This is a genomic window from Streptococcus sp. 29887 (assembly GCF_032595075.1).
Classification (GTDB): domain Bacteria; phylum Bacillota; class Bacilli; order Lactobacillales; family Streptococcaceae; genus Streptococcus; species Streptococcus iners.
Genome location: NZ_CP118735.1, coordinates 1 through 12,616, shown reverse-complemented (window position 1 = coordinate 12,616; position 12,616 = coordinate 1). Strand labels below are relative to the sequence as shown.

The following is a 12,616-nucleotide window of genomic DNA, read 5'->3' as shown; positions in this document are numbered from 1 at the left end:
TTTTCTATTTTGTATAAACTTCCTCTTTTAGTACACCAACATAAGGAAGATTACGGTAGTTTTCATCGTAGTCTAATCCAAATCCAACTACAAATTCATTTGGAATAGTGAAACAAGTATAGTCTGGCTCGATTTCAACAACACGACCTTCTGGTTTATCAAGAAGAGTGGCAATTTTAATAGAAGCTGCCTGACGCAAAGCAAAGAGTTCTTTCAATTCTTTTAATGTGCGACCAGTGTCAATAATATCCTCTACGAAGATGATATGTCGACCTGCAACACTGTTATCCAAATCCTTAATGATTTTAACAGTTCCGCTACTTTCTGTACCACCATGATAACTTGAAACAACCATATAGTCCGTTTCGATATGCGTATCAATATGCTTCATCAATTCTGCCATGAATGGAATCGAACCTTTCAAAATTCCAACAAGAATAGGGTTCTTGTCCGCATAGTCTTTTGCTAGAATTTGACCAAGTTCTTTGCACTTTGCAATAATTTTTTCTTCTGAAACAAGAATTTTCTTAATATCTTTGTCCAACATAGTTGTTCTACTCTTTCATTTTAATATATAAGGTAGCTTTGATTATATCATTTTTTATTGATTTACTCAAATCACTGCTAGCAAGATTGACAATTCCATAAATTTTACCAGCCTGTTCAATGATAATGGCCTCTTGTCGAACTTTCTGAGGTATTTTATTATCAATAAACCAACGACGGAGTTTTTTTGTGACGCCGTTTATTCGAATAGTATCTCCCGCCTGTCTTCCTCGTACTAGAATAGGTAGATGACTTGGAAAATGTAAAACCTGCTCTGCATCTGCCATTGGGTGATTGAGTGAGAAAATATACGAACCATAAGAAAAAATACCTTCTGATTCTATCATGATTGGTTCTATTTGCTCATCCGTCTGAGGTCCTATTTTATCAATTGTGAAACTATGATAATCTTTTTCTAAAACATAATTATTTTTTAGTAGATGTTTATAATTCGCTTTTGATTGCAAAATATGAAGAACCTCGTCAAACTGGGAACGGGATAATTGTAAATCAGGAAATTTTTCTACATATTCCTCTAGTAAATACCTCTGGACTGCCCGAGTCTGTTGCCGAAAACTTGTCAAATCTGTAACAGATAAATCCTTTGTTAAATCTCGTAACGCCTGTAATAGATTTCTAGTGTCAGTTGCAAGGTTATTGACAGCAAGCTCAATTTTAGGATTTTCCTGTTTTAATTTTGGTAGATAATCATTCCTTACCCTATTTCTGAAATAGTTTAAACTTTGATTACTAGCATCTTCAAAATGAAATACATTATTAAAATCAGACTTTTTAAAAGACAAGAGCGGTCGAATGAGTTCTCCATTTGCAAAAGGCTGGATAGGCTGAATGGCAGAAATATGACGCAAACGGCTTCCCCTAATCAATCGCATTAAAACAGTTTCTGCTTGATCATCAGCATGGTGGGCTGTGACGAGAGCGGTATATCCTTCCTGCTCCATGATGTCCGCAAAAAATGCATAACGCCATTTCCTAGCAGCTTCTTCTGAAAATCTTCCTTTAAAATGCGATAGATAGAAGGGGATTTTACATTCCTCTGCCAATTGCTTGAGATAATTCTCCTCAAGAACGGATTCCTCCCGTTGTCCATGATTTATATGGGCTATACCAAGTTCAATACTTAATTCTTGTCTGTATTCGTATAGGAGGTGAAATAAATTCATGGAATCCAATCCACCTGACACGGCTACTAGTACTTTCTCATGTTTATCAAAAAAGTGACCATCCAGTGTCACTTTTAAAAATTTATTTTTCATTTACTTTAAAATCCCGTAAACATCATTTGCAATTTGTGTAATCTCATCATAGCTTGATTTATCCGTGAAAATAGATAGGACAAAGGGAGATTCTGCATAAACAATGGCTACATCGTGCTTGACATCATCCGCATCACCAATTTTGTGAGCAACCGGAACAGCAATGTCTTTTGAAATACGTTGGTTATCAAACTGCGTTGATATAAGACTTTCTAAAACATAACCTTCTTGTTCATACAAGGCTTCCATCATTTTTCCAGCAACTTCTGCCGTTGTTTCACGTGTAACCATATCCCACTTACTACCTGTAATAGCAGTAATATTCTGGTAGAAGTCGTCATTAAACTGATGTGTCACATAGTAAGAAAGTAAATTGCTGGCTACATTATCCGACTCTTTAGCAGTCTTGTTGATTAATTCTTCTACCGAGTATTCTTTATTGTCTGGTGTTTTAGATAAAGACCCACTACCGCCAACAACATAGGCACCTGGAAAGGACATAGAATCTGCCGTGTACTTCACTTTAGTCGTTAAATCAACCTGTCCTGCATTGATTTGCTCCTGAACATAGTAAAGAATAGGTAGTTTAGCAATACTAGCAGAATAAAATACCTTATCTTGATTAAGACCTGCTGACTGACCAGTTGAAAGTTGCTTAACATATATTCCTATGTTGTTTTTAGAATATTTCTGTGTGAGCAAGTCTTGAACTGCTTCCATCCTATTGTCAACTGTAGCTAAATCGTCTATAGCTATCCAACCCTTGTCTGCGATATAAGCAAAATCACCCAGAGGAGTTGTAGCAATTTTAGAAACATTGACAGCTTGATAGGACTTCAAATCTGTTTTTACTTCCTTAGCTTGATTTGCTATCGGAGTAGATAGAAGTGTAAGATTTTTATTAGTCCAATAGGTCTGTTCAACAAGTTTTTCTGTTAAAACGACATCAGCAAATAGTTTGCTGGTATCTGCCAGAATATAGGAGGTATTATCAACCTGAAAAACCAACTCTTTTTTTGAATTCACAGCCACATCTGTGATGGAAAAAGCTTGATTGGGTTGTAATTGACCAGCTACATCTGTCAGTTCTAAATCAGAATAAAGTGTTTCTGTTTGAAATACATTTGGATTTTGAGGGATAGTCTGAAAATACTGATCATATACAGTCTGTGTCAATTCATATTCTTCTTGCGCTGTGAGTTTAAACGGTATTTCTGTACTATCAACCACCTGCCATCCAAATAAAACTGGCAATAACCATACGAGCAGTTTCTTTTGCATACTCCCTCCTTTCTATAAATCCTTTTCGTCTAATTTTAATTCCTGATTTTTTTGGGATAACTCTTCCAACTTCTCTTCAGAATGTTGTAAAAATTGTTCCACGACTTTAAAAATAGAATCTGTCATTTTGGTAGCCCCGGAATATTATAGACAAATTCCCCTTCTTTAGAGTATTGATACTTAGCCCGAACATACTTGGCAGCATAGTCCTCATTCTTTAATTTTGTGACCATTTCAGCTACTTGTTTTTGTTCTTTTGTCAACTCAGCATAGTTTTTTTCCAATTCAGCAAGCTTTTTTTCCTGCTTCTGAATATCTGTATAGGTCACCACAAGATTATAGGCTGGCAACATAAATAGAAAAATAACCAGAATCAAAATAGCAGCCATAAAACGATTTTTCTCTTGTCGCTCTGCCAGTTTATGTTGAGATTTTGTGCGTTCTGATTGAATAAAGGCATTATTCAATTGCAGGATTTTAGATTTTCTCATCCGCGTCTATCCTTTTTTCACTGATGATTTCATACATCTTCAGTGCATCTTCTTTTTTTGTAGAATCTTTCATCTCAAGGACCTTCACAGTTAGCAACTTATTGCCGAATTGGATTTCAACCTGATCATCAACTTTTAAATCTGTTGATGACTTGGCCAAAATACCGTTGACTTTAATCCGTCCCTTATCTGCAACTTCTTTTGCTACCGTTCTGCGCTTGATAATGCGAGATACTTTTAAATATTTATCTAATCTCATACCTTTACCTCAACTACATATTTTACCATTTTTTCATTTAATTGAAAAATTTATAATGTTTTTCTAGTCTTGATTTCTTGTAGTTTTTCAGCAAAAGCAAGTAATTCTTCTAAAATCTCATAGTCTTTTTTCTGCTGAACATTAAAAATAACTGCCAATTTACCTTTATTTTCTGTTATTTGAGCCTTTAATTTAGTTGCAGATAAGGCTTCAAAGTAATCTTGCGTTAAAAATAGTTGACCTGCCATTGCTTCAAATGTAACAGTTACTTGGTGTTGTCGTTTCATAACTGAGTGACAGAAAACTTGGTCAAGATAGGACTTAAGCAAACCAATTTCCAGCAAGTAAGCAACTACGTCTGGATATTCTCCAAAACGGTCCATTAACTCTTCCTGTAAATCTTGATAGTTTACACGACTGTCAATATTCTTGATACGCTTGTAAATTTCAATTTTTTGCCGTTGATCAGCAATATAGTCACTTGGTAGGTAGGCATCAATCTGTAAATGAACCTCAGAATTACTTTTCTGACGTTGGGCAGTCTTCCCTTGTTTCTCTAAAATTGCTTGCTCTAACAATTGAGAGTACAATTCATATCCTACAGAATCTATAAAGCCTGACTGGGCAGCACCTAAAATATTTCCAGCACCTCTAATCGACAAATCCTGCATAGCAATTTTGAAACCAGAGCCTAATTCAGTAAAGCCTTTAATAGCCTCCAATCGTTTTTCCGCTACTTCTGTCAAGGACTTGTCTGGACAGTACATGAGATAGGCATAGGCAATCCGACTAGAACGCCCGACACGCCCACGAAGTTGATACAAAGTTGACAATCCCATATGGTCTGCATTTTCTATAAAAAGGGTGTTTGCATTTGGAATATCAACACCAGTTTCAATAATCGTTGTTGTCACTAAGATATCGTATTCCCCTTCAACAAAAGCATACAGAGTGTTTTCAAGTTGAATTTCCGACATTTTTCCATGAACATAACCGATGCTTGCTTCTGGGACCAATTCTTTCAATTCTGAAACTTTCTGCTCAATGGTGTCAACTTTATTGTAAAGATAGTAAACCTGTCCACCTCGATCAATTTCACGGAGAATAGCATCTCGTATAACGGAAGGATTTGTTTCCATGACATAGGTTTGAACAGGATAACGATTGGTCGGCGGTGTTTCTATGACTGACAAATCTCGAATACCTAGCATGGACATTTGTAATGTTCGAGGAATTGGGGTTGCTGTCAAGGTCAGGACATCAATTTTTTTCTTGAGTTCCTTCAAACGTTCCTTGTGCTTGACACCAAAACGTTGCTCTTCGTCAATGACCAGTAAACCTAAATCAGCAAACACAACATCTTTAGATAATAGCCTATGGGTACCAATGATGATGTCAACTTGACCTTTTTTTAGCTTTTCTAGCGTTTTTTCTTGCTCTGCTTTTGTTTTAAAACGACTCAAGACATCGACATTGACAGGGAATTCAGCAAATCGTTCCTGGAAATTAGCATAGTGTTGTTGGGCTAAAACTGTTGTTGGAACAAGGATAGCTACTTGTTTGCCATCATTGACAGCCTTGAAGACAGCCCGCATGGCTACCTCTGTCTTACCAAAGCCGACATCCCCAACCAAAAGACGATCCATGGGAGAATCTTTTTCCATATCCTTCTTGATTTCATCAATAGAACGGAGTTGATCATCAGTTTCCACGTGTGTAAAGTAGTTGTCAAATTCCACCTGATTGTCATCGTCAGGCGAAAAAGCAAAACCTTTCAGTTGGCTACGCTCAGCGTAAAGCTTGATCAAATCATCCGCAATGTCCTCTACCTGCTTCTGAACCTTTTGCTTGGTTCGTTGGAAACGACCATCGTTTAGTTTATTGACTTTTGGAGCTTTTCCATCGGATGCTAGATATTTAGAAAGTAAATCTATTTGCTCTACTGGAATGGAGATGCGGTCAGCATTTTGATACTGCACAGTCACATAGTCACGGTGGATGCCTGAGATTTCAATGGTTTCTATCCCTAAATATTGGCCAATCCCATGGACATGGTGAACAACGTAGTCACCGACAGCTAGTTCACTATAATCCTTAATGCGCTCAGCATTGGAAATATTTGTTCGACGGACCTTGCGTTTGATTTTTTTATTAAAAATCTCTTTCTCAGTAATAAGAACTAGCTTCTCATCCATCAAATGAAAACCTGAAGCTAACTGACCAGTAGTCAATTGTTGCTGACCTTCTACTAATTTATCTGGAGTATAGGTAGGGAGTTGGATGTCATACTCCTGTAAAGATTTCTGTAAAGTTTGTAAACTTACTTCAGAACTTGCTTGAATAATGACTGTATGTTTTGATTTTCTATACCGAGCTAGTTCTTCTTTCAATAGAGGAATTTGATGGAAAAATTCCTGCATAGGATGCTGGGTAAATTGGTAAAGAGCATCGAATTTTACATTTCCTAACCCCTTTTGAAAACTTGAAAAGAAGGTAGCTGGTTTGTATTTTCTCAATTCAGCGTAAGTTGAGGCAAAATAATTCAAACTTGACACTGATTTACCCTTATGTAAATCATCTGTCAACAAGTCTGCAATTTCTTTTTCAAACTGAGCCTGCTTATCGGAAATTTTATGAAAATCATCCAAAAATAAGGGAGAACCCTTTGGCAAATAATCCAACAAGGTCCAGGTTTGTTCATACAAACAGGACAAGAATTTACGCAAATCTGGATGCCGGTACTCCGTCTGCATGTCCGCTAAAACTTCTCGTAAGTAAGATTCTTGCTCCTCTAGGGTCGATTGGTCAATAGCTGTCTGAATGTATCGGCTAGCTCTGCTATAGTCTTCCGAAGACAAAATAATGTCGGAAGCTGGAGAGATGGATATACTTTCAAGATTTTCTAAGGATTTTTGACTGTCAACATCAAAGATACGAATACCATCAATCTCATCTCCAAAAAATTCCATTCGATAAGGAGCTTCTGCTTGCATGTCAAAAATATCTAGAATATCACCTCGTTGGCTAAATTCTCCCTGAGTTAAGACACGAGCTACCTTTTTATATCCGATATTGACAAGTTTCTTTACAAGATTGTCAACTTCTATTTCTTTACCAACTTCCAGTCGGATGTTAGAAGCTTTAAAAACCTCTGGATTTGGCAACAATATCCGACAGGCAGCTATACTGGCAACTAGGATACCTGAACTAGTAGCATCTGTTAAAAAGTTTAAACTGTCAATTCTTGATTGAGTTCGTTCTTTTGATGCAAAGACAAATTCCGCAATTGGACTATCATCTGTAAAGAAGTTGTAAATGTGCTCATTTCCAATTATGGCTGTTAAATCTGCAACTAATTTCTCTGCTTCATTTTGAGTAGCAGTCACAATCATTATTTTCTCAGCCAGACTATCATAGGCTGTCGCCATTACCAATGACTTACTAGTTCCGGATAATCCTAAAAGTAACTGACGAGTTGATTTATTCAATCCTGACTGCCATTGATTGATTTGCTTGTTCTTATGAAGTAAATCGAGTATATTCATTATCCGTTAAACTTTCTCATAATGGTATCAAAGTCATCTTCTTCTAGATATACATTGACAGCCTTGTCAAGTTTATCTAAGGCCAAATCAATCTCAATACGATCCTCTGTATCAAAGCCAGACAAGACATGGTTTACAACGCTCATTTTTCCTTTTGGACGACCTATACCAATCTTAATACGGTCAAATTCCTGCGTTCCAATATGCTTGACAATGGATTTTATCCCATTGTGGCCTCCCGCTGATCCTTTTTGACGGAAACGGATTTTCCCAACTGCCATGTCCAAATCATCATAAGCCACCAGAATATCGGTCTCATCCAATCCATAATAGGCCATCAAGGCATGGACAGCCTTACCTGATTCATTCATGAAAGTCGTTGGTTTAACCAGGTAAATTTTTTCACCATCAATAAAGGTTGTGGCAATGTCTGCTTGGAAAATCTTATCGTGACTAAAGGTCACATTTTCACGTTTGGCAATCTTATCCAGCAACATAAAACCAACGTTATGTTTTGTTTCAAAATAACGGTCTCCGGGATTTCCCAAACCGATGATCAATCGTGTCATTTTTTCTCCTTACATACCAAAAGGCTGGAAAATACTTTCCAACCTAATTTTCTATTAGACGTTAAAGCGGAACTCCATGATGTCCCCATCTTGAACAACGTACTCTTTTCCTTCTTCACGAAGGCGTCCTGCTTCCTTAACAGCCTTCTCAGAGCCGTAGGTCATCAAATCATCATAAGACATGGTCACCGCACGAATAAAGCCTTTTTCGAAGTCTGAGTGGATAATACCAGCACACTGAGGAGCTTTCATGCCACGCTTGAAGGTCCAAGCACGCACTTCTTTTTCCCCTGCGGTAAAGTAAGTTCCAAGTCCAAGCAAGTGGTAGGCTGCACGGGTCAATTTATCCACGCCAGATTCTGTCAGACCAAGGGCTTCTAAAAACTCACCCTTGTCTTCATCGTCTAGTTCTGAAATTTCCTCTTCTGCACGCGCAGAAATGACCACAACTTCTGCATTTTCTGTTGCCGCAAAGTCACGGATTTGCTGAACATAGCTGATAGACTCAGGATCTGCTACCTTGTCTTCATCGACATTGGCAACATAGAGGACTGGCTTGGTCGTCAAGAGGAAGAGTTGCTTAACGATTTTTTGTTCTTCATCTGTGAAGTCAACTGTACGGGCAGATTTTCCATCTTCCAAGACAGGCTTGATTTTTTCAAGAACTGCAAATTCTGCGACAGAATCCTTGTCTTTTTGCGTACGTGCCATTTTTTCTACACGCGCATAACGCTTGTTGATGCTCTCTAGGTCCGCCAAAATCAATTCCAGGTTAATGGTATCAATATCTGCGATTGGGTCCACAAAGGCGTCTTCACGACCTTGTTCACGCATGACATTTTCATCATCAAAGGCACGCACCACGTGGACAATGGCATCAACCTCACGAATATTGGCCAAGAATTTGTTTCCAAGTCCCTCACCTTTAGAGGCACCTTTTACGATACCGGCAATATCGGTAAATTCAAAAGTCGTTGGAACTGTCTTTTTAGGGGTGATGAGTTCTGTCAACTTCTGCAAACGCTCATCGGGCACTTCTACCATGCCGACGTTTGGATCAATAGTCGCGAAAGGATAGTTTGCAGCCTCTGCTCCTGCCTTGGTAATTGCGTTAAATAGGGTTGATTTACCAACGTTTGGTAAACCGACGATTCCTGCTGTTAAAGCCATGTTTTTTTACTCTCCAATTAAAAATTCAATCACGACTATTATAGCAGAAAAATAGAGAAAAAGCTTGCTGTTTGGCAAGCTTCGTTAAAAATAATGCTTAATGAATAATCCACCTAAAAATATAACTGCAAAAAAAATGAGAACGACAACATCTCCTCTTGTAAGAGGTCGTTTGGATTCTTCGTACAAGTATTCCCAACCATTCATTTTTCCTCGTTGTTCCACAACAATTTCCTTCTCAGGTTCTTTTCCTAAAACCAGATAATCCAAACTAACACCACGGATTTCTGCCAGCTGGACCAGTTTGTCACTATCTGGCGTTGCTTCCCCATTTTCCCACTTGGAAATGGCTTAACGTGAAATATAGAGTTTCACTGCCAATTCATCTTGTGATAGGTTCTTTGTTGTGCGTAAAACTCGAATTTGCTGTGCTAACTGCTTCATGATCATTTCCTCCTCTTTTTTCTAAGTCTATTATAGCTTAGAAAGGAAGAGTTGACTAGCAATTTTTAGGAAAAAATCGCAACCAGCAGTTGCAAACTGTCAACTAAGCTTCACTCGGCAGAACTTGTTTCATTTTTCGTTCAAAATCATGCCGGCTCATCATAACAACATGGTCACAATTACTGCAGCGGATTTTAATATCCGCTCCTAGTCGGATAACCTCCCACTTATTGGCCTTCTTGCCGGTCGATTTGATGACACAGGCATGGGGCTTTTTCATTTCGACAAAGGTTCCTAATTGGTACATAGATACTCCTTTAGTTCTATTTCTTTCAGTATAACATAAAAACGGCTAAACTAGCCGTTTATGATGGAATTAGTTGGTTCGAACTGGTGTCACCAATTGAATGAGGTCATCCCCTTCGCTATTTGGTACCACTGTAAATGGACGAACAGAGGAAATAAAGCTAATTTTGACCTGCTCACTATTGGTAGCCTTCAAGGCTTCAATCAAGTAAGTAGGGTTAAAACTAATTACCAAGTCTTCACCAGTCACTTCTAAGGTATCCAATTCTTCGTTTACACGTCCAACTTCTGGTGAGTTTACATGAGCTGTGACAATATTGTTAGCAATCTCAAGTTTTACTGTACCATTCTGAGTTGCATTTGAAAGCAGACGGGCACGTTCCATTGAATGACGAAGATTAGCTGTGTCAAAGACAGCAACTGTTTTGAATTCTGTTGGAATCAGGCGGTCTGTATCTGGATAGGTTCCTTCAAGCAAACGTGTATAGAAGCTAATATGCTCGCTTCTGAAAAGAATTTGATTGTTTGAGAAGAATACTTCCACAGTTTCAATATCATCTGTGAAAACAACTGTAAATTCGCGAAGAGAACGGCTTGGAATTACCACGTTAAAATCATCACCTGCTTTTTCAAGAACCAATTTACGTTGGCTCATACGGTGTGAGTCTGTCGCAACTGTTTTTAGATTTTTATTATCTGTCAAGACAAAGTGAACACCTGTTAGGATTGGGCGACTTTCTTGCAAGGAAGCTGCAAAAGCTGTTTCGTTGATTGTTTGTTTGAGTACTTTTGTTTCTAGGACCAGAGGTTTTGAAGTTGGCACTTCTTGCAGACGAGGATACTGTTCCGCATCTTTACCTTTCAAAGTAATTTCAGATTTACCACTTGTTAGTACAACTTGCTTTTGCTCGATTTCATTAAAATCAACTACGACATCAGGTAGGCTAGATACAATATTGATAAAGAAGCCTGCTTCTAAAAGAATAGCGCCAGGTGAGCTTATCAACAGACCTGCATTTTCATCCTGGATAGAAATAAAATGTTCGATAGAAATCTGTCCATTAGAACCTGTTAAAGTAATTCCATCACTAGTAACCGTGATTTTAACAGTTGAAAGAATGGGAATAGCATTTTTTGTGCTGATTGCTCGTTTGGTTGTATTTAGTGCTTGGAGAAATACATTTTTGTTAATTGAAAATTGAATCATGGAAACTCCTTTATTTATTATTTATAAGGTTAGTAGTAGTAGTAGGCCCTGTGTATTCTGTGGAAAAGTAGGTCAAAGCCATAATTTTCAAGAAAAATAGCTTGTTCACAACTTGTGGAAAAGTAGATGGATTTTTTAAAACTTATACACAGGTCATCGAATTTTATTTTTGATACTGGTTATTTCGATTTCCAAATTATCATCATCCATTAGCAAACTTTTAATCTTGTTATAGGCATGCATGACTGTTGTATGGTCACGATTACCAAATTCTCTACCAATTTTTGGCAAAGAGTTGTCTGTCATTTCGCGGGCTAAAAACATAGCAACCTGGCGCGCGTGAACAATGTGTTGGACACGTTTAGAGCCCTTTATTTCTTTGAGGCTAACTCCATAGAAATTTCCAACTTCTGTTTGGATTTTTTCAATCGGAATGACCATGTTTTGAGGGTTTGTTTGCTTCCTAGAACGAATGGCTTCAGCAGCTACTTCTACTGTTATCTCAGACAGATTTCGCATGGTAGCAAGTAGATTAATGTCTTTCAATGCTCCCTCAAGATCACGGACGTTGGAATCAAATTGACCTGCTAAGTAGGACAGGGTATCATTAGTGAAATCATAAGGGAAAGCCTCGCATTTATTGCGTAAAATAGCAATACGTGTTTCAAAGTCAGGAGGTGTGATTTCACTCGTTAAGCCCCACTTAAAACGAGTGACTAATCGTTCTTCAAGATTGTCTAGATAGTCAGGGTTTCTATCACTTGTCAGGACTATTTGTTTATTTTTTTGATGGAGTGCATTGAAAGTATGGAAAAATTCTTCTTGCGTGGTTTCTTTTTTCTGAATGGATTGGATATCATCAATGAGGAGCAGGTCAAGATTACGATAGATTTCTTTGAACTGCTTCATTTTATTTAATCTCATGTGTTCCAATAACTCATTGATAAAAGTTTCTGATGAAACATACTTTATTTTTGCATGAGGATTGTCAGCTAGGACTTTATTACCGATTGCATTTAGAATATGAGTTTTCCCTAAACCTGGTCCACCAAAGATAAATAGTGGATTATAGAGCTCTCCTAAGTTATCAGAAACAGCTAGTGCAGCCGCTTTTGCCCAATGATTGTTATCTCCTTGAACAAAGTTTGAAAAGGTATATTGGGATTTTATATCAGAATGAACAGGCTGTAGTACTCCCTCTGCTATATCTGTTGTAGAAGCTGGAGTGGAAGGGCTGTATGTTGTTCTAGTCGGAGAAACTACTTTAGTAACTTCCTCTGTAAATTGGTAGCGAGTAGTGAGCGGTTCACCGAAAATTTCAAAACTAGCCGCAATCATTAGCTCCTCAAAGTTTGTTTCCCAGAAATCTTTTTTAAATGGGCGATTTAAGAAGATGGTGGCTACTTGTTGTTCTAGGTTTAGTAATCTTGCATCTGCAACGTAAAAATCATAAATGGAAGCTTTGAAACTTGCTTGGACTAGTTCAATAAATCGTTGCCAGAATTGTTGTTCTTTATTCAT

The 12,616-nt window shown here is 37.8% G+C and carries 12 protein-coding genes and 1 pseudogene; all 13 read right to left on the bottom strand.

Annotated elements, in window-relative coordinates:
* Nucleotides 1-4: 4 nt before the first annotated feature.
* The 13 genes and pseudogenes from hpt to dnaA all read right to left on the bottom strand — a co-directional run bounded on the left by hpt (nucleotide 5) and on the right by dnaA (nucleotide 12,616).
* Nucleotides 5-547, bottom strand: coding sequence for a hypoxanthine phosphoribosyltransferase (gene hpt, locus PW252_RS00065; RefSeq protein ID WP_248049095.1), 543 nt, complete (start codon nucleotides 545-547; stop codon nucleotides 5-7).
* Between the two features lie 7 nt (nucleotides 548-554).
* Nucleotides 555-1,823 (bottom strand): tRNA lysidine(34) synthetase TilS, encoded by a 1,269-nt coding sequence (gene tilS / locus PW252_RS00060; RefSeq protein ID WP_248049097.1) that lies wholly within the window; start codon nucleotides 1,821-1,823, stop codon nucleotides 555-557.
* A complete protein-coding gene (locus PW252_RS00055; RefSeq protein WP_248049099.1) occupies nucleotides 1,824-3,104 on the bottom strand; it encodes a serine hydrolase in 1,281 nt (426 codons plus the stop codon).
* A gap of 12 nt (nucleotides 3,105-3,116) precedes the next feature.
* Nucleotides 3,117-3,230, bottom strand: coding sequence for an SP_0009 family protein (locus tag PW252_RS00050; RefSeq protein ID WP_105118506.1), 114 nt, complete (start codon nucleotides 3,228-3,230; stop codon nucleotides 3,117-3,119).
* A complete protein-coding gene (locus PW252_RS00045; protein ID WP_105118505.1) occupies nucleotides 3,227-3,595 on the bottom strand; it encodes an FtsB family cell division protein in 369 nt (122 codons plus the stop codon). Before PW252_RS00045 ends, PW252_RS00050 begins: the two co-directional genes overlap by 4 nt.
* Nucleotides 3,582-3,854, bottom strand: coding sequence for an RNA-binding S4 domain-containing protein (locus PW252_RS00040; RefSeq protein ID WP_105125501.1), 273 nt, complete (start codon nucleotides 3,852-3,854; stop codon nucleotides 3,582-3,584). Before PW252_RS00040 ends, PW252_RS00045 begins: the two co-directional genes overlap by 14 nt.
* 50 nt (nucleotides 3,855-3,904) lie before the next feature.
* Entirely contained in the window at nucleotides 3,905-7,399 is a 3,495-nt protein-coding gene (mfd, locus tag PW252_RS00035) for a transcription-repair coupling factor (protein ID WP_248049101.1), read from the bottom strand.
* Nucleotides 7,399-7,968 (bottom strand): aminoacyl-tRNA hydrolase, encoded by a 570-nt coding sequence (gene pth, locus PW252_RS00030; RefSeq protein WP_029944234.1) that lies wholly within the window; start codon nucleotides 7,966-7,968, stop codon nucleotides 7,399-7,401. The genes mfd and pth overlap by 1 nt, the downstream gene beginning before the upstream one ends.
* Nucleotides 7,969-8,022: 54 nt before the next feature.
* Nucleotides 8,023-9,138, bottom strand: coding sequence for a redox-regulated ATPase YchF (ychF, locus tag PW252_RS00025; RefSeq protein WP_024389193.1), 1,116 nt, complete (start codon nucleotides 9,136-9,138; stop codon nucleotides 8,023-8,025).
* Nucleotides 9,139-9,222: 84 nt separating this feature from the next.
* Nucleotides 9,223-9,582: pseudogene (locus PW252_RS00020) on the bottom strand (helix-turn-helix domain-containing protein).
* A gap of 103 nt (nucleotides 9,583-9,685) precedes the next feature.
* Nucleotides 9,686-9,889, bottom strand: a complete 204-nt coding sequence (locus PW252_RS00015) for a DUF951 domain-containing protein (RefSeq protein ID WP_024387288.1) — start codon at nucleotides 9,887-9,889, stop codon at nucleotides 9,686-9,688.
* Nucleotides 9,890-9,958: 69 nt separating this feature from the next.
* Nucleotides 9,959-11,095 carry a DNA polymerase III subunit beta gene (gene dnaN, locus PW252_RS00010; protein ID WP_172090574.1) on the bottom strand — a complete coding sequence of 379 codons (1,137 nt, stop codon included), beginning with the start codon at nucleotides 11,093-11,095 and terminating at the stop codon, nucleotides 9,959-9,961.
* 153 nt (nucleotides 11,096-11,248) lie between these two features.
* Complete coding sequence (gene dnaA, locus PW252_RS00005; RefSeq protein ID WP_248049103.1) at nucleotides 11,249-12,616, bottom strand: chromosomal replication initiator protein DnaA; 1,368 nt, start codon at nucleotides 12,614-12,616, stop codon at nucleotides 11,249-11,251.